Origin of the sequence: Streptomyces venezuelae ATCC 10712 (assembly GCF_008639165.1) — a bacterium.
Lineage (GTDB): Bacteria > Actinomycetota > Actinomycetes > Streptomycetales > Streptomycetaceae > Streptomyces > Streptomyces venezuelae.
Genome location: NZ_CP029197.1, coordinates 2,652,677 through 2,675,660, shown reverse-complemented (window position 1 = coordinate 2,675,660; position 22,984 = coordinate 2,652,677). Strand labels below are relative to the sequence as shown.

Genomic DNA, 22,984 nt, shown 5'->3' with positions numbered 1-22,984 from the left:
GGGTGTGCCGGGCATCAGTTGTCCCCCTGGTGGCGCAGGGTCACGGCCGGATCGGTGCGGCGCAGGGCGATCGCGGCGACCATGGCGAGCGGCAGCGCGGCGACGCCGGCGAGCAGCAGGGCCACCTGGCCGAGGGGGAGTTCGACCAGGACCGGGGGGACGGGCCGGGTGGCCTGGCCGGTCAGGACGACGAGCGGGACGACGGCGCGGGCCAGGACCGTGCCGAGTCCGATGCCGACGAGCAGGCCGATGGCGATGAGCAGTCCCTGTTCGGCGGCGATCAGCCGGGCGAGCCGGCGGCGCGGCGCGCCGAGCGCCCGCAGCACCCCGAACTCGGCGGAGCGTTCCCGCATCGCGCCGGCCGAGCCGACGGCGAATCCGACGGCGGCGAGTGCGGCGGCCGCGGCGGCGACCGCCATGAGGGCGGCGTTGGGGCCGGCGCCGAGCGGGTCGCCGAGGAGCTCGGCGGCGACCTCGTCGCGTACGAGGACCTGGGCGGGGTCGGCGTTGGGGCGGGCCCGCAGGGCGGCGGCGACCTCGTCGGACCGGCCGGGGGCGACGGTCAGCCACCACTCGGTGGGCGGGACGGTCGAGGCCTCGTCGGTGGCGAGGTACTGGTTGACGGTGGCCAGGTCGAGGAGGATCGTGCCGCCGTCGTCGGGGGTGGCGGCGCCGCCGGTCGGGGAGGGCGCCTGGGCGCCGGGTCCGGTGCCGGGCAGTTCGTCGACGACGCGGTCGACGACGGCGTTGACGCGGCGGCCGCCGACGGAGACCTCGACCCGGTCGCCGGGCTTCGCGCCCGCCGCGTGCAGGAAGCTCTCGGTGACGACCGCCGGGACGCGGGTGGGGAGCGGCGGTCCGGGGGCGGTCATCCGGAGGGTGAACTCCTCGGTGACCGCGAACGGGTCGTCCGCGGGGGCGCCGGTCAGGGCGAACGCGAGGGCGTACGGCGCGGGGCGGCCGCCCGCCCCGGGGGCGCCGGGCACGCCGGACGTGGGCACGGGCTCCCGCGGTTCGCCGTGTGCGGTCTGCTGGAACGATCCGGCCCAGGACGCGAGGACCTTGCCGGGGGCGTGGGTCTGCTCGCCGCCGTCCGCCCGGACGGTGGTGAGGCGCTCGACGTGGAGGGTCTGGCCGCCGCCGCCGCCGTCGACGGAGCCGGTGAGCTCGAGGCCGGTGAGGGTGAGGAGCCCGGCGGAGCCGCGGTTCCCCTCGGTGCCGGGTGCGGCGGCCAGTGAGCCGAGGTCCAGGCTCAGCCGGTGCGTCCGCCCGTCGGCGGGGACCTTCCCGAGGGCCTGCCGGTACGGGACGCCGTTCGGGTCCTGGAGGACGGCGGTGACCCGGGCGTCGCCCTTCGGCTCGGCGAGCCGGAAGTCGGCGGCGAGGGTGCGGGTGCCGGCCGGCAGCGGGAGGCCGGGGCGCGTGACGGCCTTGGGGGCGAGCGGCGCGAGCAGGGAGCGGACGGGGACGTCGGCGAGGTCGGAGCGGAGCCGCAGTCCGGCGGCGTTGCGGGTGTCCACGGCCAGGACGGTGGTGTTCTTCCCGGCGGTGTCCATGGAGGTGCGGTGCACCGGGGCGACCGCGCGGACCCCGGGGACGGCGCCGAACTGTTCGGTCTGGGTGGGCTCGCCGGGTCCCGCGCTCAGCACCCGCAGGTCCGCACCGACCCGGAAGTCCGCCTGGTCGCGCTGTGAGCGGTCCCAGGAGTTGCTCTGGCCGACGGCCAGCATGCCCATGGCCACGGCCAGGACGAGCAGCAGGACGGGGCCCGCGCCGCGCAGCGGCCGGCGGCTGAACTGCCAGCCGGCCAGCGCGGCGGAGAGACCGCGGCCGCTCGCCGCGCGCCGCTCGGCCAGCTTGGCGGCGGGCGGCAGCAGACGCAGCGTCAGGACGGTGCCGGCGAGCAGCGCGAGGGCGGGCGCGGCGACGAGCACCGGGTCGACGGAGCCGCCGCCGGGCTCGTCCGCGCCGAGGGCGCCGCCCGCTGCTGCCGGTCGCTGCAACTGCCAGTACGCGACGGCGGCGACGGCCAGCAGACCGAGGTCCGCCCCGGCCCGCACGGGCCCGGGCAGGGCGGCCGAGCGGGCCTTGCGCAGCGAGACGGCCGAGCCGTCCCCGGCGGCGAGCGCGGGTGCGACGACGGCCCCGGCGCAGCACAGGGCGACGGCGGCGGCGACCAGCCACACCTGGAGCGACGGGGTGGCGTCGAGCCGTACGCCGAGGGAGGAGAGTTCGGTGCGGGCGGCGAAGAGCCGGGTGAGCGGTCCGGTCAGGAGCGGGGCGGCGAGCGCGGCGGGCAGCGCGAGCAGCAGCGCCTCGACGGCGGCGAGACCGGCGATCCGGCGCCGCGAACCGCCGCGGGCCCGCAGCAGCGCGGTCTCGCCGGAGCGTTCGGTGCTGAGCAACCGGGCGACGAGCAGCAGCGCGTACGCGGCGAGCAGCACCAGCTGTACGGCGACGATCAGCAGGGTGGAGCGGGAGACGAGCAGGGCCCGCTGGGTCTGTTCGAGGACGGTCGGCAGGGCCGTGGCGGCCGAGATGGTCGTACCGAAGCGGGTGGTGTCGGCGGCCAGCGCCTTGGGGCCCTCCGTCGCCGCGGCGCGCACGGCGTCGATGCGGTCGGTGGTGAAGCCGGTGAAGTCGGCGGTGCCGAGCCAGGACGTCTCGCCGGAGGTCAGGGCCCCGGAGGTGAGGACGGCGGGGTCGGCGAGCAGCGGACCGTAGGTGGTGAAGGCGACCGTCCGGACGCCGCGGCCGCCCGCCGGGTCCAGCTGCCAGTACGGGTCGGCGGTGTCGACGGGCCGGTAGACGCCGGTGATCCGGGCCTTCACCGTGCGGTTGTCGAGCCGGTCGGTCAGGTCGAGTACGGTGCCGGGGCCGACCCGCAGCCGGCGCGCGGCCTCCTCGGGCAGCGCGGTCTCGATCAGGCCGGGGGTCCGGGCGGCGGAGGGCCAGGCGCCGCGGACGAGGGAGAGCCGCGAGCGGTCGAGCGCGGCGAAGTGGGTCAGGTCGGGGTCACCGCCGCGCGCGGCGGCGGCCTTGAGGCTCCGGGGCAGCGCGTACGGGCCGGAGCGTTCCAGCCGTCGTACGGTGACCGGCAGTCCGTCGAAGGACTTCCGCATCCCCTCCTGGACGGCCTCCTCGGCGTCGGCCCGCTTGGCGGCGGGCACCTGCCCGCTCACCAGGAGCGAGGAGGCGGCCGCGGACCGGCCGCGCAGGCCGGCCTGGAGCGCCGCGTCCCCGATCGCCCCGGAGAACGAGGCGAGGGTGGCGAGCACCGAGGTGGTCAGGAGCACGGCGAGCAGCGCCGCGGCGAGCAGCAGCCGGTGCGCCCTGACGCGCAGAAATACGAACCCCGTCACCCGTCCCCCTGGCCACCCTGATCGCGGTGCGCACGTCGAACATCTGCCGAACGCTCCCGAAACTTCTCTCGGATGCTTTCAGAGTGCATGTGCCGCTGGAAACCGCTTGCGGGCCGACCTTGATGCGATCGTGACCGTTATTCGGGGTTCGGACTCCGGAATGTGTCCCTCCGTGCCCCGATCCGGGCACGGGGGGCGGGTACGGGGGTGAGGGGGCGTCAGCCGGCCGAGTTCACCATCGAGGCCGCCGCGTAGGTCAGGTAGCGCCACAGCTCGCGCTCGTGCTCGGGGGCCAGGCCGAGGTCGTCCAGGGCCGCCCGCATGTGACGGAGCCAGGCGTCGTGGGCGGCCTGGTCCACGGTGAACGGCGCGTGCCGCATCCTCAGCCGGGGGTGGCCGCGGTGGTCGCTGTAGGTGCGGGGACCGCCCCAGTACTGCATCAGGAAGAGCGCGAGACGCTCCTCCGCCGGGCCGAGGTCCTCCTCGGGGTACATCGGACGCAGCAGCGGGTCCGCCGCGACGCCCTCGTAGAAGCGGCGGACCAGACGGCGGAACGTCTCCTCGCCGCCGACCTGCTCGTAGAAGGTCTGCTCCTGCACTGTTTCCCCGGGAATCTCGTTCACCGTTCCATCGTCTCAGATGGCCGGCCCTAGGACGTGAGGTCCAGGACCGCTCGCCGGGGCCCCCGGGCGGCGCGAGAGTGGAGTCATGGGTGAGCGGCGGGACGAGTTCGCCGAGGCCGGCGCGCGGGCGCGACGGGCGCTCGTGCGGGAGGTCGAGGCGGCGGGCGAGCTGACCGATCCCGCCTGGCGGGCGGCCTTCGCCGAGGTCCCGCGCCATCTCTTCGTGCCCTATTACTACGTCCCCGGCACCAGTGGCTACGAGCGGCTCTGGTCCGGCGACCCCGATCCCGCCCGCCGGGCCCGCTGGCTGCGCGGGGCGTACGAGGACACGGCGATCGCCACCCGGGTACGGGACGGGGAACTGGTCTCCTCCGCCAGCCAGCCCTCCCTCATGGCGCTGATGCTCCGCGCCCTGGACGTCCGCGACGGGGACGACGTCCTGGAGATCGGCGCCGGGACCGGCTACCACGCGGCGCTGCTCTGCCACCGCCTCGGCGAGGAGCACGTCACCACCGTCGACCTGGACGAGGAGATCGCCGAGTCCGCCAGGACCCATCTGGCCGCCGCCGGGTACCGGCCGGCCGTCGTGGCCGTCGACGGCGCCCGGGGCTGCCCCGAGCGCGCGCCCTACGACCGGATCGTGGCGACCTGCGCGGTGCCCTCGGTGCCGTACGCCTGGCTCGCCCAGTGCGCCCCCGGCGCCCTGGTGCTCGCGCCGCTCTCCACCGGGCTCCTGCTGCTGCGCGTCGAGGACGGCGGCCGCGCCGAGGGACGGTTCCTCGCGACCTCGGCGTACTTCGTGGCGCTCCGGGGCGCCGCCGCCCGCGCCCCGCGCCACGGCCCCGCGGGGGACGAACGCTTCCGCTTCTTCCAGGGCCTCGTCGATCCGGCCCTGGACAGGAGCGAAGCGCTCTCGCTCTGGCTGCGCGAGGGGCGGCCGGGGCGGGAGCGCTTCGGTGTGACGGTCAGCGGCGACCGGCAGTGGGCCTGGCTGGACGACCCCGGAGGGCCGTACGCCTGGCCCCTGCCCGACGCGTGAGGGGCGTGGACCGGCCCCGGCGGGTCCGGCTCAGCCCCGGCGGGTCCGGCTCAGCCCCGGCGGACGGTGATCGTCGTCCAGGCGCCGACGTGCACCCGGTCGCCCTCCTGGAGCTGGACGGGGACGTAGGGCTGGATCGGTTCCTCACCGCCGTTGATCGTGGTGCCGTTGGTGGAGTTCTGGTCCACCACCGCCCACGAGCCGTCCGGCTGCTGCACGAGCACGGCGTGCTGGTGCGAGACGCCCGGGTCCTCCGGCGGCACCGACAGGTCGATGTCGGGGGACTCGCCGGTGGAGTGCCGGCGGCGGCCGATGGAGATCTGGTTGCCCTGGAGCGGCAGGTGCTTGTCCGGGGCGTACGCCGGCAGGTTCAGGCCCGTCGCCTCCGGGCCGCTGCGCTGCATCATCGCCAGGAAGTACTCGCGGTCAGGGCCGATGACCGCGGTCCAGGACAGCGGCTGCTGGGGCTGCTGGGGCTGCTGGAACGACTGCGGCGGGCCCTGGAACTGCTGCTGGGGCGCGGGCGGTCCCTGGTGCTGCGGGGGTCCCTGGTGCTGCGGAGGCGCCTGGTGCTGGGGCTGCTGCGGCGGCTGGTGCTGCGAGGGCGGCGACAGCACCCAGTCGTCGTCCGCGCGCGGCTGCGGCGGCGCGGGCGGCGCCGAGGCCTGGGCCGGGGCCCCGGGCGGCGCGGGCGGAGCCTGGAGGAAGGCCGGGGGCTGCTGCCCGGGCGGGCCGGACGGCTGCTGCCCCTGCGGGCGCTGCGGCGGGGCCTGGTGGTGCGTCGGGTCGCTGCCCAGCGGCTCGGCGGGACGGTTCACCTGCGAGGGCCGCGAACCCTGGTAGCCGAAGGGGTCCGGCTGCTGCCCGGGCGGGGGGCCCTGCGGCGGTCCCTGCGGGGGGCCCTGCGGCTGGTTCTGCGCGGGCGGCGGCGTGGACTGGAAGCCGGGCGGCAGGTTCAGACCGGGCGGCGGGCCCTGCGGGCGCTGCGCCGACGGGACGTTCTGCGGGGCCAGCGGCGTGTAGGAGGTCGCCGTGTTCGTGAGGAAGTTCCAGCGGCACTCCTCGCAGAACGGCGCCATGTGCTCGCGCGGGGTCCGGCACTGCGGGCAGAGCTCCGCCTGGGCCGTCGCGTTCGGGTCGCCACCGGGGCCGAAGCCGCCGGGGGCGGCGGGCGGAGCGCCCTGGCCGCCGGGACCGCCGGGGCCGCCGTAGCCACCGGGGGCCGGGGCGCCGGGGCCGTCGGGGCCGGGATATCCGTACGCGGGGGGCGGCGGCGGGGGAGGCGGCGGTACGGCACCCGTCGGCGCACCCGCCCCGGCCATGCGATGGCCGCAGACCTCGCACCAGTCGTCGGAGACCGACTGGTGTCCGTTCGGGCAGGTCGGCATGTCGGTGCTTCCCCCTCTCGTCGTCCGGCCCGGTGGCCGGGCTACCTCTTGACGCGAACGGTCTTGGTGGAGCGGGTCTCGAGTGTCATCTCGTCCGCTTCCGCGACCTTCGCCTTCAAACGCACAGTACCGGTCGCCGCGTCGACGACGTCGACCACCTTCGAAAGGAGTTTCGCCGTATCCGCGTTGCCGGAGGCCGCCGCGAGCTGCACCGCGCGGCCCAGTTTCGCCGTCGCGCCGTCGTGATCGCCCGATTTGCGGGCATCGAGACCCTGCTGGATGACGTCCGCCAGCTCGGCCTGGCCCGTGTAGTGCGCGACCTGCGGATTGATCGACGTCGACATGGCCAGGTCGTCCGTCCACACCGCCCGTACCAGTCCTTGGGACAGCGGCCGCGGATCGCCGCCCAGCGGGTCCGGGGCGATCAGCGAGACCCGGGCGGCGAGCATCTCCTGGCCGACCGCGGCCTGCGGGACCCGGACGCTCACGTGGTAGTCACGGGACTCGTCGCCCCACGAGCCCGTCGGGTAGTCCCCGGCGCGCGGTCCCGCCTCCGTGCGCCGCCCGGTCAGGTCCTCGACCGTCGGCGCCACCTGCTTCACGAAGGCGATCTCCACCCCGACCGGGGTCCACAGGCGCAGGGCGACGTCGGCGACGCCCTTGCCCATCGCGTGCTCCATCATCGCCGTGAAGTCGGCGGCGAGGGCGGCCGGGTCCGCGACGATGTCGGCGGTGCCGAGGAGCGCCGAGGCGATCCCGGTGACCTCCTTGACCTCCCAGTCGGTGCCCACCCCGCGGGCGTCACAGGTGAAGCGGCCCGCGCAGGCGTCGAGCGCGGCGCGCAGCTCCTCGGGCGACTCGTGCTCGTTGCGGCCGTCGGTGAGCAGGATGCCGTGCCGGATGGTGAGGGCGGCGGAGGACAGCAGCCGGTCCGCGAGCCGCAGCCAGGTGCCGATGGCGGTGCCGCCGCCCGCGCTCAGCCGGCGCAGCGACTCCTTGGCCTCGGCCCGGGTCCTGGCGTCCGCGATCGCGAGGCCGCCGTTCCCGGGGTAGACCTCCTTCGCCAGGTGCGTCCCTGCGACGACGGCGAAGGCGGTGCCGTCCCGCAGGGTGTCGACGGCGGCGGCGGTCGCCTCCCGGGCGCCGCGCATCTTGGTGGCGGGGTAGTCCATGGAGCCGGAGCAGTCGACCATGATCACGACGCCGGCCCCGCCGTCCGCCGGTGCGGACAGCTGCCGGCCGCTGGTGCCGCCCCCGGTCGAGGTGACCGTGACGATGGCGCTGACGTCCCGGCCTCCCTCGGGCAGGAACTCGTTCTGGTAGACGTCCACCGAGAACTGCGGCACGGTCGACTTGGAGAAGTTCGCCATCTGTTACGGCTCCTCGGACAACGGCGGTGAAGGGGACGGGGATCGGCGACCGCTCAGGCGGATCCTGCCCCTTGGGGTGCGACGGTGAACGGCACGAGCGCGACCGTGATGTTGTCGTGGCCTCCGCCGTCCAGGGCGTGGCCCACGAGGACCTGGGCGCTGTGCAGCGGGCGGTCGGCCGCGTCGGGCGGAGTGACCCTGGCCATCTCCTCGGCGCCCTCGGCGTAGTTCCAGAGGCCGTCCGTGCAGACCACGACGACGCCGGACCGGTCCGGCTTGAACGCGACCGTGTGCGGGTCGAGTTCGTACGCGTCGGCGCCCAGCCAGCCGGTGATCGCGTGGGCCCGCTCGTCCGCGTACGCCTCGGCCTCGTTCATCAGGCCCGCCGCGACCATCTGCGCGGCCCACGAGTCGTCCTCGGTGAGCCGGGCGGCCGGGGTGGCCCGGTCGTCCGGCACCCAGTAGGCGCGGCTGTCGCCGACCCAGCCCACCACGAGCAGTCCGTCGGCGACGACGGAACCCACGATGGTGCAGGCCGGGGCGTTGCGGTGGCGGTGCGGATCGTGCTCCGCGCCGTCCTGACCCGGCTCGTCCGCGAGGGAGTTGACGGCCTCGGCGGCGGCGACGATCGCCTCGTGCATGGCCTGCTGCGGGTGGGTGCCCCGGGGCAGCGCGGCGAGCAGCGAGGCGCCGGCCGCCTCCGCGGCGGCGGCGGAGGCCTCGTCGGGCCGGGTCGCCGAGGACACGCCGTCGCAGACGATCGCGACGGTGGCGGGGGAGCCGTCGGGGAGCGTGGTCGCCGAGACGGCGAACGCGTCCTCGTTACGGTGATGGCGCAGCCCGCGGTCGGTGACCGCGGCGACGCTGTCGAGTTCGCGCTCCATGTGGTCGCGCTCGCGGGGCTGGGCGTGCCCGCAGTTCTCGCAGTACCCGTCGGTGTCGACCCGGCCCGCCCGGCAGGCCACGCACAGGCCGGCACCGGCGGCCTCCGGAGCGGCGGGGACCGGCGGCACGGCCGGAGCGGCGGTGACCGGTGGGGCGGCGGGCGGCACGGCCGGAGCGGCCGGCGGCATGGGCGGCGCGGCCGGGACCGACGGTGTGGCGGGCGGCACGGCCGGTGCCGCGGGTGCGGCCGGCGCCGGCGCGTGGTTCGGCTGCGGGGGCGGGGTCGGGCTCGGGTTCCGCGGGTGGCTCGCGTCCGGCGCGGGGTGCGGGGCCGCCCGTACCGCCGCGCGCGGGTCCGGCGCGGCGAGCTCGAAGTCCCCGCTGCCCGCCGTGGTCTCCCCGGCGGGGTCGGCGCCGGCCGGAACCGGGCCGTCCGTGCGCACCGCCAGCGTGGGCAGGTCACGGCCACCGGAGTCGGTACCGGGCAGGTCGCCCGGGTGCTGGGTCGCGGTCGACAGCGAACCGGGGTCACGGGGCGGGGCGGCCGGCCAGGTCACGGGGGTCCCGATGGCCACGGTCGGGCGGTCCGGCTCGACCCCGGCGACCGCCACGGCCGTCAGGTCGTGGCCGCAGGCCCCGCAGAACAGGTCACCCGGCTCCAGGGGCTCCGCGCAGTCCGGGCAGGCGGTGAGTCCGTGTGACGGCTTCGGCTTCTGGGACATCCTCACACCCACGTCCGGGGGCGGAAGCGGTTGGCCCGCTCCACCAGTTCGATCCTCTCCTCGCCCTGCTGGGCGAGCCGGGCCAGCACCCGGTACGAGCGTTCGAGGCCGAAGCGCAGTCCGCGCTCGTCCAGTTCACTTCCGAGCAGCAGCGTTCCGCCGCCCGGTTCCGCACCGGGACTCCCGGAGAGTACCCAGTCGAGGGCCGTCCCGAGGACCTCGGTCGACAACCGCTCCCGGCGCACCGCGTCCAGACCGAAGCCCTGGAGCGCCGAGACCTGCGCCGCGGCCGCCGTCAGATCGGCGCCGAGCGGCTCCCACGCGGGACGCCGCCGCAGCCGCGCCCGTACGGTCGCCACCCGGGCCGCCGTGTAGTGGATCGAGGCCTCCGGCACGGACTCGAGGGTACGTACGGCTCCGGCGCGGTCGCCCGCCGCGAGCCGCACCCGGGCGAGCCCGAAGGCCGCGCTGACGAAGCTCGGGTCGGTGGCCCACACCAGGCGGTAGTACTCGGCGGCGTTGTCCAGCTGGCCGAGCACCTCGGCGCAGATCCCGAGGGCCAGCTTCGGCGACGGCTCGCCGGGGAAGGCGTCGTAGACGGCGTCGAAGGCGAGCGCCGCGTGCTCGTGGTCCCCGGTCACCAGGGAGGTGACGCCCCGGTACCAGACGACCCGCCAGTCGTCCGGGTCCCGCTGCTCGAGGCCGGCCAGGGTGTGGGCGGCGGCCGGCAGGTCGCCCAGCTCCAGCTGGGCCCGGAGGGTGCGCAGCAGCAGCTCGGCGGAGGGTGCGGGGGCGGCCTGGAGCGCGGCGAGCAGTTCGCCGGGCGCGGCGGCGGCGAGACCGGCGAGGAATCCGGCGTTGGGGTCGCCCGGGTCGACGCGCGGCACGGGCAGCGCGAGCGCGGTGGCGGGCGCGTCCAGCGGCGCGAGCGACTCCGCGAGCCCGGCGGGCTGTCCGGCGGCCGGGACGGCGGGCTGCCCGGCGGGCGGGACGGCGGGCTGTCCGGTGGCCGGGACGGCGGGCGGGACGGCCGGTGGTCCGGCCGGTGGTGCGGTCTGCTTGCGGCCCCGGCGTCGGGCGCCGAGGAGCGACACGTCCTCCGTCAGTTCGGCGAACAGCGTGGTGTCCGTGACCCGCACCTCGGTGCCGAACAGCGTCGAGAGCGCCGGCCGCGGCCGCCCCGACTGCAGCGCCACGACCTCCCGCAGCACACCCGTCAGCTGCTCGGCCATCTCCTGCGCGGAGGCGAACCGGCGCGCCGGGTCCGGGTCCGTGGCACGGACCAGGAAGCGGTAGAACGACTCGTACGTCCGGAAGACCTCGATGTTGTCCGGGTCGGGCAGCGAGTCCACGAAGACGTTCGTGTAGCCCTGGAAGTCGAAGGTCATCACCGCGAGCGTGCGCGCCACCGTGTACAGGTCGCTCGCCACCGAAGGCCCCACCTCGGCCACCTCGGGCGCCTGGTAGCCGACCGTGCCGTAGATCGCGGACTCCTCGTCGTCCATCCGCCGGACCGCGCCCATGTCGATGAGCTTGAGCTGGTCCTCGCTCTGGATGGCGTTGTCGACCTTGAAGTCGCAGTACAGCAGGTTCCTGCTGTGCAGGTGTCCGAGCGCCTCCAGGGCCTCGATCCCGTACGCGCAGGCCTGCTCGACCGGCAGCGGGTCGCGCCGGCCGTCCGGGGTGCGCCGGTCGTTGGCGATCTCCTTGAGCGACTTGCCGCCGACGTACTCCATGACGATGTACCCGTCGAGGGAGCCGGTGCGCTGGTCGAGGTGCTCGACGAAGTTGTAGATGCGGACGATGTTGGAGTGCTCGATCTCGGCGAGGAAGCGGCGCTCCGAGATCGCCGCGGCCATGGCGTCCTGGTCCCCGGTGTCGAGCAGGCCCTTGAGGACCACCCACCGGTCGGAGACGGCCCGGTCGACGGCGAGGTAGATCCAGCCGAGGCCGCCGTGCGCGAGGCAGCCCGCGACCTCGTACTGGCCGTGGACGATGTCCCCGCCGCGCAGCTTCGGCACGAAGGAGTACGGGTGCCCGCACTTGGTGCAGAAGCCCTCGGTGCGGCCCGGCCGCTCACCGCGCGAACGGCCCACCGGGGCACCGCAGTCGGAGCGCGAGCAGAAACGCTTCCGCTCGGGCACCTCGGGGTTCTCCATGACCGCCGCCCGAGGGTCCGGACGCGGCACCTCGGGGATCGTGACCAGACCGGCGCCCAGCCGGTTCCTGGCGGACTGGCCGGACGACGAACCCGAGCTGCGCACCGACACCGAGCGGGACGTGGACGCCCCGGAGAGCGAGCGGGAGAGCCGCCCCGAGACCGAACGGCGCGAGGTCGAGGAACGCGACGACGCCCGCGACGACGCCCGCGAACCGCTCCGCGCGGAACCGGAGTCGGGCCCGCCGACACCGCTGCCCCTGCCCGTACCCGTACCCGTGCCCCGGCCCGGGACCGCCACCCCCGTCGGCGCCCCGCCGATGAGACCTCCGGGCGCGACCACCGGGGCCAGCCCGCAGGTGTCGCAGTACAGCTCGCCGCCTCCCATGTCCTCGTACGAACCCTCGCACGAAGGACGCTGACAGCTCACCACACCCGTCTCCCCGCTCACCACTGTCGTCCTCCCGCGTCTCTCGGGCCGGACAGTACGTCCGCCGCCGCCTGCTGGTAGCGCAGCACGGCCTGCTCCGCGACCCGCAGGTCGCAGGGCGCGCTCCACAGCATCCGCCGGGCCGCGTCGTACCGCTCCACGAGCAGCGGGTCCTCCGCCGCGCCCAGCCGCGCCACCTTCGCCTTGTACGCGTCGAGCCGGCCGCGCAGCTCGGCGCGGACCGCGAGCGGGGCCGTGACCGCCGTCAGCGACTCCCGGGCCCGCATCAACTCGTCCTCCGCCTCCCGCTCCAGGGACTCCAGGAGCGGCGAGAGCCGGTGCCACTGGGCGTGCCTGCGGTACTCGGCGGCCGCCGCGAGCCGCTCCTGGAGCACGATCGGCGGCCCGCTGACGGCCGGCACCTCGGAGGCGGCGATCTTCGCGAGGACCTCGCCGCGCGCGGCTCGCGCCTCCGCCAGTGTGCGGTCCGCCCGCGAGAGCACGTCCCGCAGCCGCAGCAGCCGCTCCTCGGAGTCCTGCCGGACCGCGAGCACCGCCTCGATCTCCCGCCGGATGTCCTCCAGGGCCAGCGCCGCCCGGTCGTACCGCTCGGTGTCGGGACGGCCCCCGCCGGGCGCCGAACTCCCCGCCGCCGGACGCCAGAAGGCCAGCGGATCGGTCACCACCTGGGAACGCAGCGCGGTCAGCTCGGCGGTGATGTCCTCCAGCTCGTCCCCGGCCGGGTGCTCCCCCGGCCGCACCCCCACCGAGTGCGCGAGGGAGCGCGTCCGGCCCAGTTCGGCGGCGAGCAGATCTATCCGGGCGGGCAGCGCCGACCAGACGGCGTCGGCGGCGACCACGAGATCGAGGGAGGACGCGTACAGCTCGTTCATCCGGCGGACCAGGCCCTCCAGGGTGAACCGCTCGGCGAGCAGCCCCTGTTCGCCCGCCCCGCCCGCCACGTGCACGCTCTCGCCGCGCAGCCGGTCCGTCAGCTCCACGAGCTCCTCACGGCCGGGCCAGCGGCGCCGGGCGCGCACCTCACGGGCCTCCCGCAGCGCGTCGGTGTACACCTCGAAGCAGGTCCAGAGCAGGGTGATGGTCCGCTCGGCGGCCGCCCAGCGGTCCCGGGTCGTGCCGGTGAGTCCGGCCCCTTCGAGCAGCCTGCGGCCCGCGTGGTCCTGGAGCGCGAGCAGCGAGTCCTCGATCGCCTTGTGCTCGGCGCCGAGGCGCGCCAGCGCACGGTCCACCTCGTCCCGGTCCATCACCGGCCCGGGGGGTCCCGTGACGCCCATCGATCACCTCTTCCTCTCCGTGTACGGGGCTGCTCGTACGGCTGGTGCGCGGTGCTATCTGTACAGCGGGGCGGGCGGCCCGGTGATCCCGGGCAGGTCCTTCTCCAGCCAGGTCCGGTACGCCTGCTGCCAGGGGCCCTGCCGGTAGCCCACGAGTACCTGGTTGACCCGGCGGACCAGGTCGTCGTTGCCGAGCTTGGCGGCCACCCCGTAGAACTCGGTGGTGAACGGGCGGCCCTTGAGCTCGACCGCCGGGTCCTGGGCGGCCTGACCGGCCGCCAGGGCGTTGTCCGTGACGACCGCGTCGACCTGGCCCAGCTGGAGCCTGGCCAGGCAGTCCAGCTGGTTGGGGACGGTCAGCAGGTCCTTGTCGTCCTTGGTGCCGTCGCCCTCGTCCTTGAACACCGCGCCGAAGGACTTCTCCTCCAGCGCCTCGTAGGCCGTGGAACCCTCGGCGGTGCAGACCCGCTTGCCGTTCAGCGAGGCGTCGTAGCCGGTGATGTCCTGGGCGAGCTTCGGCGCCAGGACCTGCTGCCCGGCCTGGAAGTAGGCGGTGGAGAAGGCGACCTGCTGGATGCGCTTGCAGTTGATCGTCATGGTGCGCACGACGAGGTCGACCTTGCCGCTGTCGAGGGCGGCGATCCGCTGGTTCGTGGGGATCGCCCGGAAGATGACGGCGTCCTCGCTGCCCAGGATGTCCTTGGCGATGGCCCGGGCCAGGTCGATGTCGAAGCCTTCGAGGGAGCGGGTCTCCGGGTTCCGGTAGCCCCAGCGGTAGCTGGACTGGTCGACGCCGACGACGAGCTTCCCGCGCTGCTTGATCGCCGCGATCGACGGGCCGTCCGCCGTCGAGGGGGTGAGGGAGGCCTCCGGCTTCTCGCAGGTGTCCGCCTTGACCTGGACTCCGGTGGCCACGCCGGGTCCGGGGCCCGCCGTCCCGGGCACGGCGGCCGCGTCGGAGCCGTCGTGGGCCAGCGGGAGCAGGGTGAGGGAGGCGGTGAGCCCGCAGGCCACGGCCATGCCGGCCACCCCGCCCCAGCCCCGGAACCGCCGCGCCGTCCGCCGCGCCAGCGGGTACGTGCCGTTCGGCATCCCGCCCCCTCTCACCGGTACTCCGACAGTCTGCGGTTGATGCCGAGCACGGCGCCCGCCGCGCCCAGTATCCCGAGGGCCGCCGCGCCCAGGGGCAGCGCCGTCAGCGCGTCCCTGGCGTCCCCGGCGGAGCGGGTGAACTCGGCCTGTTCGTGCGCGAGGGCCCGCTCGAGGGCGGCGTCGACCTGATCGAAGGACTGGCCCGTCGACTCCTTCGCGCCGACGATCCGGCCGAGGGCGCCGTCGAAGTCGCCGGCCTCGTCCTTGGCGCGGGCGTCCTTGTGGCGGGTCTGCCACTCGGCCGTACGGGAGGCGGCCTCGTCGACCGGGGCGCGGCCCGTGTCGTCGTCGGCCAGCTCCCGCGCGCTCGCGAGGGATTCGGTCAGGGTGTCCATGCTCGACGCGTACTCGGCCTCGTACTTGTCGTTCTTGCCGTCCTCGGTGAGGACGGCGCCCCGGGCGACCAGGGTGAGGTTCTCGTTGGCCCGGGCGGTGAGCGAGCCGATCCGGGCGGAGTTGAGGACGCGCAGCGAGTCCTGGCCGTGCGCCCGGGCGCTGTCGAGCCCGGCGCGGACCATCGTGTGGGCGGCGAGCAGCCAGAGGACGGCGATCACGGTGGCGGCGCTGGCGGCGAGCAGGCCGTGGTTGAAGACCCGGTGGGTCTTCGCGTAGTTGCGGCGCTGGGCCCAGACGAGGACGGCGAGGGTGAGCAGGCCGAGGCCGAGGGAGAGGAAGGGCCAGGTGCGGGCCGCCGTGTCGTCCTCCTGGAGCCGTGCCGTCTCGGCCTCGTACAGCCGCTCGGCGGCGGGCAGCAGGGTGCTGGTCATCTGCTGGTTGGCGTACCGCAGATAGGCCCCGCCGAGCGGGAGTCCCTGCCGGTTGGCGGCCCGGGCGCGCTCGATCAGGCCCGTGTAGCGGGGGAGCTGTTCGTTCAGCGTGGCGATCTCGCGGGCCGAGGCGCTCGAACCGTCGGTGCTCGCGGCGGCCTTGACGAGGAGCCGGGCGGCGGTGGCGATGTCCCGGTCGTACCGCGCGCGGGAGTCCGCCGGTTCCAGGGTGCCCGCGAGGAAGCCGCTCGCGGCGGTGGTGTCCGCGTCGGCCAGGGAGCGGTAGATGGCGGCGGCGTCGGCGGACAGCGGCTGGCTGCGGCTGACGACGTCGTCGGCGGCGGTGGCCCGGTCGTCGACCTGGAGGGCGGTGACGGCGCCGAAGGCGACGACGAGCAGCGCGAGGACGGCACCGAGGATCTGGAGCCTGCCGGGCTCGGTCGTCGTGGCGACCCGCAGCCGCTCGCGTCCCACGGCCCAGGCGGTACGCCCCGCGGGCGGGGCGGCGCCGGGCGCGGGCGACGGCTGCGCGGGCACGCCGGCCGGGCGTGCGGGCGCGGGCGCCGTGCTCCGCGCCGCCGGGGCGGCGGGCGCGGTCGGCGGGTGTGTCACGTGACCTCCCCCTGTGGTCGCTGACTTCGGCCGGTCCGGCATGCAGTATGGCCGCAGGGGGCCGTCCGCACACCGGGATTGACTGGATCTTGTTGTTATCGTGCCGCATGCCCCCGGCACATCCGCGGGCGAACCCCCTCACTCTGAATACGTCGCCCGGCCCTGATCGGTTCCGTCTCGGACATCGCTCGAACAGGTGAACATGGCTGCGGGGCGCCTCCCCCCACCGAGGAGACGCCCCGCCGACCACCCCGCCACGACCTCAGACCCCGTAGTGCTCCCTCAGCCGGGCCGCCGCGTCCGGGCCCGCCGCCGCCTCGTCCAGGGCGAGCAGCCCCGCCCCCAGGACCGGCGGCGCCGTCACGAAGCCGACGACGGCCTTCGGCGCCCGCTCGGCGAGGAGTTCACGGATCCGCTCCTCCAGCTGCGGGTGCCGCGCGGCGAGCACGCTGCCGCCCAGCATCACCGGCACCTCCTCGTCCAGGAGCCCGAGCCGCCCCAGCGCCACCGACGACAGCGCGACGACCTCCTCGGCGAGCCGGTGCACCAGGGACAGCGCGACCGGGTCGCCCCCGGCGCTCACCCGGAAGAGGACGGGCGTCAGTTCGTGCCGCCGCTCCAACGGCACCAGGCCCAGGTGCAGCGCCTCGATCAGCGCGTACATCGAGTCGAGGCCGAAGTGCGCGGGCAGCGCGCGGGACAGCTCGGAGGGCTCGCCGCGGCCGTCCTCGGCGCGCGCCGCGAACCAGAGCGCCTCCTCGGCCATGCCGCCGCCGCCGCCCCAGTCCCCGGAGAGCTTCCCGATCGCGGGGAAGCGCGCGGTCCGCCCGTCCGGCGTCATCCCGACGCAGTTGATCCCCGCCCCGCACACCACCGCGACTCCGCGCGGCTCGTCGAGCCCGGCCCGCAGTACGGCGAAGGTGTCGTTGTGCACCCGCACCGACCGGCTCCAGCCCCGGCCGAGGAGCTCGGCCTGGAGGGCGGTCTCCTCCACGGGCAGGTCGGCATTGGCGAGACAGGCCGTGACATGGGCGAACGCGGGGGAGGACCCGGCGCCGCCGGCCTCCGCCCAGGCCCGCCCGACGATCTCCGCCAGGGTGTCGACGGCGGTCGGCACCCCCACCACCGGCGGCTGGAACCCGCCGCCGCGCGCCGCGCCGAGGACGCTGCCGTCCGGGGCGAGGACCGCGACGTCGGTCTTGCTGTTCCCCGCGTCGACCGCGAGGAGCACGCCGTTCAGGTTCACGCCCACGCGAGGTGCTCCCGGTTGTGGGCGATCAGCCGGTCGGTGAGCCCGTCGGCGTACGCGTACTGCCCGACGAGCGGGTGCGCGAGCAGCGCCTTGAAGACGCGGTCCCGGCCGCCGCGCAGCGCCGCTTCGAGCGCCAGGTCCTCGTAGGCGGTGACGTTCGCGATCAGACCGGCGTACAGCGGGTCGACCGGGGCGACCGGCAGCGGCGCGGCACCGTGGGCGCCGACCGCGGCCTGCGTCTCGATGACGGCGTCGTCCGGCAGGAACGGCAGCGTGCCGTTGTTGTACGTGTTGACCACCTGGTACGGCGAACCGCCGCCGCCCAGCAGCGCGGCCGCCAGGTCCACGGCCGCCTCCGAGTAGTAGGCGCCGCCGCGCTTGGCGAGCAGGGCCGGCTTCTCGTCGAGCGCCGGGTCCCCGTACATCTCCAGGAGTTCCTTCTCCATCGCGGCGACCTCGGCGGCCCGCGAGGGCTTGCTGCCGAGCTCCCTGACCACCTCGTCGTGCGCGTAGAAGTAGCGCAGGTAGTACGAGGGGACGACGCCGAGCCGGTCCAGGACCGGGCGCGGCAGCCGCAGGTCGTCGGCGACCGCGTCGCCGTGCTCGGCGAGCAGCCGGGGCAGCACGTTCTCGCCCTCGGGGCCGCCGAGGCGCACGGCGCGCTCCCACGTCAGGTGGTTGAGTCCGACGTGGTCGAGGTGGACCTCGGACGGGGCGACGTCCAGGAGCGCGGCGAACTTCCGCTGGAAGCCGATGGCCACGTTGCACAGGCCGACGGCCTTGTGTCCGGCCTGGAGCAGCGCGCGGGTGACGATGCCGACGGGGTTGGTGAAGTCGATGATCCAGGCGTCCGGGTTGGCGCGGCGGACCCGTTCGGCGATGTCCAGGACGACCGGGACGGTGCGGAGCGCCTTGGCGAGGCCGCCGGCGCCGGTGGTCTCCTGGCCGACGCAGCCGCACTCCAGCGGCCAGGTCTCGTCCTGTTCGCGGGCGGCCTGTCCGCCGACCCGCAGCTGGAGCAGGACGGCGTCGGCGCCCTCGACCCCGGCGTCGAGGTCGGAGGTGGTGACGACCTTCCCCGCGTGGTCCTGCTTCGCGAAGATGCGCCGGGCGAGCCCGCCGACCAGTTCGAGCCGCTCGGCGGCCGGGTCGACGAGGACGAGTTCGGTGATGGGCAGGGTGTCGCGCAGCCGCGCGAATCCGTCGATCAGTTCGGGGGTGTAAGTGGAACCGCCCCCCACGACAGTGAGCTTCATGGTGTGAGTCAGCCCTTCACTCCGGTCAGTGTGACTCCCTCGACGAACGCCTTCTGGGCGAAGAAGAAGACGAGGATCACAGGGGCCATGACCAGGACGGTCGCGGCCATGGTCAGATTCCAGTCGGTGTGGTGCGCGCCCTTGAAGGACTCGAGGCCGTAGCTGAGCGTCCAGGCGCCCGGGTTCTCCGAGGCGTAGATCTGCGGCCCGAAGTAGTCGTTCCAGCTGTAGAAGAACTGGAAGAGCGCGACGGCGGCGACACCGGGCTTCGCCATCGGCAGCACGATCCGGATCAGGGTGCGGAACTCGCCGCAGCCGTCGATCCTCGCGGCCTCGACGTACTCGTTCGGGATGGTCAGCAGGAACTGGCGCAGCAGGAAGATGGCGAAGGCGTCTCCGAAGGCCATCGGGATGATGAGCGGCCACAGGGTGCCGGAGAGGTCCAGCTGTTTGGCCCAGAACAGGTACATCGGGATGATGATCACCTGGGGCGGCAGCATCATCATCGAGATGACGAGCAGCAGCGACAGGTGCCGGCCGCGGAAGCGGAACTTGGCGAGCGCGTACGCCACCGGGATCGAGGACACCACCACGAGGACGGTGCCGAGGCCCGCGTACAGCAGGGAGTTCCGCCACCAGGTGAGGAAGCCCTCGACCTGGAAGACCTTGACGTAGTTGTCCCAGTGCCAGGAGTTCGGCGTCAGGTCCCGGGTGAGCGCCTGCTGGTCGCTCATCAGGGAGGTCAGGAAGACGAAGACGAACGGGAGCACGAAGAACAGGGCCGCGGCGACGCCGAGCGAGTGCACGGCGATCCAGTGCAGCAGCGCCTTGCGGCCGGCCTGCTTGCGGGCGGGGCTCGGCGTGCGGTTCTCCGCGGCGGGGGCGGGAGCGGTTGTGGTCGTCATGTGTCAGTCACCCGAGCCGATCAGGCCGCCGCGCCGGCGCATCAGGAGCGCGGTGAAGGCCATGGAGAAGGCGAAGAGCACCAGGGCCACGACGCAGGCGGCGCCGTAGTTGAACTGGCTGAAGCCGAGGCTGTAGACGAGCTGGGGGAGGGTCAGCGTGGAGTCGTCCGGGTAGCCCGGCTGGAAGGTCGCGCCGGAGCCGCCCATCACGCCGGAGGCGACCTTCGCCGCCACGATCGGCTGCGTGTAGTACTGCATCGCGCCGATGATCCCGGTGACGACCGCGAACAGCACGATCGGCGAGATGTTCGGCAGCGTGACGTAGCGGAACCGCTGCCACGCGGACACGCCGTCGAGCTCGGCGGCCTCGTACTGCTCCTTCGGTACGTCGAGCAGTGCGGCCATGAAGATGACCATGAGGTCGCCGACGCCCCACACGGCGAGGACGGTGAGGGCGGGCTTGGCCCAGTCCGCGTCGTTGAACCAGGAGGGGGCGGGGATCCCGACCGCCTCCAGGAGCGAGTTGACCGGGCCGGTGCCGGGGTTGAGCAGGAAGACGAAGGCGAGCGTGGCCGCCACGGGCGGGGCCAGGTAGGGCAGGTAGAAGAGGGTGCGGAAGATTCCCGCGCCCGTCTTGATCTTGGTGATCAGCATGCCGATGCCGAGCCCGAAGACCACGCGGCAGGAGACCATCACGACGGCCAGCCAGAGGGTGTTCTGCATCGCGGGCCAGAACTTCGGCAGGTCGGAGAAGACGTACGTCCAATTCTCCACGCCCCGCCAGGTCGGCGGGTTGAGGCCGTCGTACCGCATGAACGAGAAGTACAGCGTGGAGACGAGCGGATAGGCGAAGAAGAAGCCGAATCCGATCAGCCAGGGCGACATGAACGCCAGGGTCCGGAGCGCGTTGCGCCGGCGCTTGGACCGGAGCGTGTTCCGTCCCCCGGGGGAGGCGGCGGCCGGGGCGGCCGCCGCCTTCGCGGGCAGGGTGTCCGTGCTCATGGGTGGGTCCCGGCCGTCACTTCGTCGCGGCGATGTCGCGGTCGATCTGCGCCGCGGTGTCCGCGAGGCCCTTCTTCAGGTCCGGGACCTGGCCCTTCTCGTACTTGTGGGCCAGCGCGGAGAGGGTCTCCTGGTAGCTGGCGCCGTTCACAGCGCCGTCCATGGTGGTGGACTCGGGGTGCTGGGCGATCTCCAGGAAGGTCTTGAAGCGCGGGTCGAACTTCAGGGCCGGGGACTTCAGCGCCTCCAGGGTGGAGGGCACGTTGCCGATGTCGTTGGCGAAGCCGACCACGGCGTCGGTGTCCGTGGTCATGAACTTGAGCAGCTCCCAGGCCGCGTTCTGCTTCTTGCTCTGCGGGGCGATGCCCATGATCGTGCCGGAGAGGTAGCCCTTGCCGTACTCGGCGATCTCGTCGTCGGCGACGGGCAGCGGCGCGACGCCGACGTCGAAGCCCACGTCGGCCTTCTTGATGAAGTTCAGCCGCCATTCGCCGTCCAGCTGCATGGCGACCTGGCCGGTGTGGAAGGGGTGCTTGGCGCCCCACTCGTCACCGAAGGTGGTGCGGTACTTGTCGAGCTTCTGGAACCCGCCGAGGGAGTCCACCAGGGACTTCTGGTACGTCATCATCTCGGCGAACGCCGGGTCCTTGGCGACGGTCGACCGGCCGTCCGCGTCGAAGTACCCGTTGTGCTTCCACTGCGACATGTAGTGCTCGACGACGGTCTCGTAGCCGAGGTAGTTCGGCATGAAGCCGAGCCGCTCGTAGGAGTCCCCCTTGGGCTTGGTGAGCGTCTTGGCGACCTTGGCGAACTCGGACCAGGTCTTCGGCGGGGCCTCGGGGTCGAGACCGGCCGCCTTGAAGGCGTCCTTGTTGTAGTAGAGGCCGTACGCGTCGGAGAGCAGCGGCAGCGAGCAGCGCTTGCCCTCGAACTGCGTGTACTCCTGGAGGACCTTCGGGAAGATCTTGTCGAGGTCCAGCTTGTCCTTCTCGATGAAGGGCTTGAGGTCCGCGAGCGCGCCCGACGAGCAGAACTTGCCGACGTTGGAGGTGGTGAAGGAGGAGACGACGTCGGGCCCGTTCGACCCGCCCGCGCGCAGCGCCTGGCCCAGCTTGTCGTCGTTGATGCCGCCGACGACCTTCACCTTGATGTTCGGGTGCGCCTTCTCGAAGCGGGCGACGTTGTCCGTGATCGCCTTCACCTCGGCGGGGTCCTGCCAGCCGTGCCAGAAGGTGATGGTGGTCTGGGCGTTGGGGTCGTCGGCCGCCGCGTTGTTCGCGGAGCCCGTACAGGCCGAGGCGAAGAGGGCTATCGAGGCGGTGGTGGCGAGCGCTGCGGCTGCTCTGCGCGGGCGTGCGGGCATGACGGTGTCTCCCTGGGGCGAGGGCTGGCGGGGAAGGGCGGGTGATCGGGCCTGGGTGGTCGGTGGGTCAGCGCGAGGTGTCGAAGACCTCGTCGCGGGTGGTGGCGAGGGCGCTTTCGAGGGCGCCGCGCAGGACGGGCCGCCGGGGTACGGCGGTGAGGACGAGCCGGGGCCGGGAGGCCGAGAGGTCGGCGAGTTCGGCCTGCACACGGGCGCGGAGGGGTTCGCCGCCGGCGACCAGGACGGCACCGGAGAGCACGATCAGCTCCGGGTCGAGGACCGCGACGATCGAGGCGAGCCCGGTGGCGAGCCGCTCGGCGTACCGGTCGAGCAGCTCCGCGTACCGGGGGTCCTCGCCGTGTGCCTCGGCGGCGTGGGCGAGCAGTCCGCTCGCGATCCGCACGTACGGCTGCTCGGGGGTGTCGATGCCGATGGCGGCGGCGATCCGGGGCACGGCCTGGACGCCGGCGAGCTCCTGGAAGCCGCCGGAGTTGGCCTTGGTGACCTGCCGTACGAGCGGGGTGCCGGGCACCGGCAGGAAGCCGACCTCGCCGGCGCCGCCGGTGAAGCCGCGGTGCAGCCGCCCGCCGAGGACGAGGGCGCCGCCGAGGCCCTCCTCGTTCCAGAGCAGGGCGAAGTCCGCGTGTCCGCGTGCGGCGCCGACGCGCTGTTCGGCGACGGCGGCGAGGTTGACGTCGTTCTCGTACTCGAACGGCATCGGCAGTACGGCGGCCAGCTCGTCCAGCAGGGTCGGGGAGTGCCAGCCGGGCAGGTGGGAGGCGTACCGGAGGCGGCCGGTGGCCGGGTCGAACGCGCCGGGGGTGCCGATGACCAGGCGCCGGACGTCCCCGCGGGTGATTCCGGCGGCCTCGGCGGCCCCGTCGAGGGCGTCGGTGACCTGGCGGACGACGCCGGAGGCGGCGCGGCCGGGGGTGCGGAGCTCGTACTCGCCGACGATCTCGCCGGTGATGTCGGCGACGGCGGCGTGGATGCGGTTCGGGGTGACGTCGAGTCCGGCGGCGTACGCGGCCCGCGCGTTCATCGCGTAGAGCTGGGCGTTCGGTCCGGGGCGGCCCGCGGTGGTGCCGGTGGCGACGACGAGCCCGGCGGCTTCGAGGCGGGCGAGCAGCTGGGAGGCGGTCGGCTTGGACAGGCCGGTGAGCTTGCCGATCCGGGTCCGGGAGAGGGGGCCGTGCTCCAGGAGCAGGTCCAGGGCGGCACGGTCGTTCATGGCGCGCAGCACGCGCGGCGTGCCGGGGGTTCCCGGGGTCGTACCGGCCATGAGGTCGCACCTGCCCTTCGGATGTCGCACTGTGACCGGGCCATTCTGCTGCCTCTCGGCGGCCCGCCTTCCCCACTCCACTGTTAGGAAAGTTTCCTATTCAGTGGGAGGAAAATACGGC

The 22,984-nt window shown here is 74.2% G+C and carries 16 protein-coding genes; 1 reads left to right on the top strand and 15 read right to left on the bottom strand.

Annotated features, from left to right (window positions below):
- Nucleotides 1-14: 14 nt before the first annotated feature.
- Nucleotides 15-3,362 (bottom strand): ABC transporter permease, encoded by a 3,348-nt coding sequence (locus DEJ43_RS12175; protein WP_015033660.1) that lies wholly within the window; start codon nucleotides 3,360-3,362, stop codon nucleotides 15-17.
- A gap of 218 nt (nucleotides 3,363-3,580) precedes the next feature.
- Complete coding sequence (locus DEJ43_RS12170; protein WP_015033659.1) at nucleotides 3,581-3,985, bottom strand: globin; 405 nt, start codon at nucleotides 3,983-3,985, stop codon at nucleotides 3,581-3,583.
- An 85-nt stretch (nucleotides 3,986-4,070) separates the two neighbouring features.
- Between DEJ43_RS12170 and DEJ43_RS12165 the strand changes: the two genes are divergently transcribed.
- The gene (locus DEJ43_RS12165) at nucleotides 4,071-5,024 is read left to right on the top strand and encodes a methyltransferase domain-containing protein (protein WP_015033658.1); all 954 of its coding nucleotides are present in this window, start codon (nucleotides 4,071-4,073) and stop codon (nucleotides 5,022-5,024) included.
- Between the two features lie 50 nt (nucleotides 5,025-5,074).
- Here DEJ43_RS12165 and DEJ43_RS12160 read toward each other — a convergent pair whose 3' ends face one another.
- The 13 genes from DEJ43_RS12160 to DEJ43_RS12100 form a co-directional block, all read right to left on the bottom strand.
- Nucleotides 5,075-6,412: an FHA domain-containing protein gene (locus DEJ43_RS12160; protein WP_041662401.1), complete on the bottom strand. Its 1,338-nt coding sequence runs from the start codon at nucleotides 6,410-6,412 to the stop codon at nucleotides 5,075-5,077.
- 41 nt (nucleotides 6,413-6,453) lie between these two features.
- Nucleotides 6,454-7,782: a vWA domain-containing protein gene (locus tag DEJ43_RS12155; RefSeq protein ID WP_015033656.1), complete on the bottom strand. Its 1,329-nt coding sequence runs from the start codon at nucleotides 7,780-7,782 to the stop codon at nucleotides 6,454-6,456.
- A gap of 53 nt (nucleotides 7,783-7,835) precedes the next feature.
- Nucleotides 7,836-9,389: a PP2C family protein-serine/threonine phosphatase gene (locus DEJ43_RS12150; protein ID WP_041662400.1), complete on the bottom strand. Its 1,554-nt coding sequence runs from the start codon at nucleotides 9,387-9,389 to the stop codon at nucleotides 7,836-7,838.
- Between the two features lie 2 nt (nucleotides 9,390-9,391).
- Nucleotides 9,392-11,935 carry a serine/threonine-protein kinase gene (locus DEJ43_RS12145; RefSeq protein WP_071891290.1) on the bottom strand — a complete coding sequence of 848 codons (2,544 nt, stop codon included), beginning with the start codon at nucleotides 11,933-11,935 and terminating at the stop codon, nucleotides 9,392-9,394.
- Between the two features lie 59 nt (nucleotides 11,936-11,994).
- The gene (locus DEJ43_RS12140) at nucleotides 11,995-13,272 is read right to left on the bottom strand and encodes a coiled-coil domain-containing protein (RefSeq protein WP_015033653.1); all 1,278 of its coding nucleotides are present in this window, start codon (nucleotides 13,270-13,272) and stop codon (nucleotides 11,995-11,997) included.
- Between the two features lie 54 nt (nucleotides 13,273-13,326).
- Nucleotides 13,327-14,364: a glutamate ABC transporter substrate-binding protein gene (locus DEJ43_RS12135; RefSeq protein WP_051025868.1), complete on the bottom strand. Its 1,038-nt coding sequence runs from the start codon at nucleotides 14,362-14,364 to the stop codon at nucleotides 13,327-13,329.
- A gap of 11 nt (nucleotides 14,365-14,375) precedes the next feature.
- Complete coding sequence (locus DEJ43_RS12130; RefSeq protein ID WP_015033651.1) at nucleotides 14,376-15,803, bottom strand: hypothetical protein; 1,428 nt, start codon at nucleotides 15,801-15,803, stop codon at nucleotides 14,376-14,378.
- A 262-nt stretch (nucleotides 15,804-16,065) separates the two neighbouring features.
- Nucleotides 16,066-17,055 carry an N-acetylglucosamine kinase gene (locus DEJ43_RS12125; RefSeq protein ID WP_015033650.1) on the bottom strand — a complete coding sequence of 330 codons (990 nt, stop codon included), beginning with the start codon at nucleotides 17,053-17,055 and terminating at the stop codon, nucleotides 16,066-16,068.
- Nucleotides 17,046-18,311: a 6-phospho-beta-glucosidase gene (locus DEJ43_RS12120; protein ID WP_015033649.1), complete on the bottom strand. Its 1,266-nt coding sequence runs from the start codon at nucleotides 18,309-18,311 to the stop codon at nucleotides 17,046-17,048. The genes DEJ43_RS12125 and DEJ43_RS12120 overlap by 10 nt, the downstream gene beginning before the upstream one ends.
- A gap of 8 nt (nucleotides 18,312-18,319) precedes the next feature.
- Entirely contained in the window at nucleotides 18,320-19,216 is an 897-nt protein-coding gene (locus DEJ43_RS12115; RefSeq protein WP_015033648.1) for a carbohydrate ABC transporter permease, read from the bottom strand.
- 3 nt (nucleotides 19,217-19,219) lie between these two features.
- On the bottom strand, nucleotides 19,220-20,218 hold the full coding sequence (locus DEJ43_RS12110; protein ID WP_015033647.1) for a carbohydrate ABC transporter permease: 999 nt from the start codon (nucleotides 20,216-20,218) through the stop codon (nucleotides 19,220-19,222).
- A 16-nt stretch (nucleotides 20,219-20,234) separates the two neighbouring features.
- Nucleotides 20,235-21,581 (bottom strand): ABC transporter substrate-binding protein, encoded by a 1,347-nt coding sequence (locus tag DEJ43_RS12105; protein ID WP_015033646.1) that lies wholly within the window; start codon nucleotides 21,579-21,581, stop codon nucleotides 20,235-20,237.
- A gap of 67 nt (nucleotides 21,582-21,648) precedes the next feature.
- Complete coding sequence (locus DEJ43_RS12100; RefSeq protein ID WP_015033645.1) at nucleotides 21,649-22,863, bottom strand: ROK family transcriptional regulator; 1,215 nt, start codon at nucleotides 22,861-22,863, stop codon at nucleotides 21,649-21,651.
- Between the last annotated feature and the right edge of the window lie 121 nt (nucleotides 22,864-22,984).

Excerpts from the sequence above, each read along its gene's own strand:
- DEJ43_RS12165 (WP_015033658.1), top strand. The coding sequence starts at position 4,071 with ATGGGTGAGCGGCGGGACGAGTTCGCCGAGGCCGGCGCGCGGGCGCGA.
- DEJ43_RS12160 (WP_041662401.1), bottom strand. The coding sequence starts at position 6,412 with ATGCCGACCTGCCCGAACGGACACCAGTCGGTCTCCGACGACTGGTGC.
- DEJ43_RS12155 (WP_015033656.1), bottom strand. The coding sequence starts at position 7,782 with ATGGCGAACTTCTCCAAGTCGACCGTGCCGCAGTTCTCGGTGGACGTC.
- DEJ43_RS12150 (WP_041662400.1), bottom strand. The coding sequence starts at position 9,389 with ATGTCCCAGAAGCCGAAGCCGTCACACGGACTCACCGCCTGCCCGGAC.
- DEJ43_RS12145 (WP_071891290.1), bottom strand. The coding sequence starts at position 11,935 with ATGGGAGGCGGCGAGCTGTACTGCGACACCTGCGGGCTGGCCCCGGTG.
- DEJ43_RS12140 (WP_015033653.1), bottom strand. The coding sequence starts at position 13,272 with ATGGGCGTCACGGGACCCCCCGGGCCGGTGATGGACCGGGACGAGGTG.
- DEJ43_RS12135 (WP_051025868.1), bottom strand. The coding sequence starts at position 14,364 with ATGCCGAACGGCACGTACCCGCTGGCGCGGCGGACGGCGCGGCGGTTC.
- DEJ43_RS12120 (WP_015033649.1), bottom strand. The coding sequence starts at position 18,311 with ATGAAGCTCACTGTCGTGGGGGGCGGTTCCACTTACACCCCCGAACTG.
- DEJ43_RS12115 (WP_015033648.1), bottom strand. The coding sequence starts at position 19,216 with ATGACGACCACAACCGCTCCCGCCCCCGCCGCGGAGAACCGCACGCCG.
- DEJ43_RS12110 (WP_015033647.1), bottom strand. The coding sequence starts at position 20,218 with ATGAGCACGGACACCCTGCCCGCGAAGGCGGCGGCCGCCCCGGCCGCC.
- DEJ43_RS12105 (WP_015033646.1), bottom strand. The coding sequence starts at position 21,581 with ATGCCCGCACGCCCGCGCAGAGCAGCCGCAGCGCTCGCCACCACCGCC.
- DEJ43_RS12100 (WP_015033645.1), bottom strand. The coding sequence starts at position 22,863 with ATGGCCGGTACGACCCCGGGAACCCCCGGCACGCCGCGCGTGCTGCGC.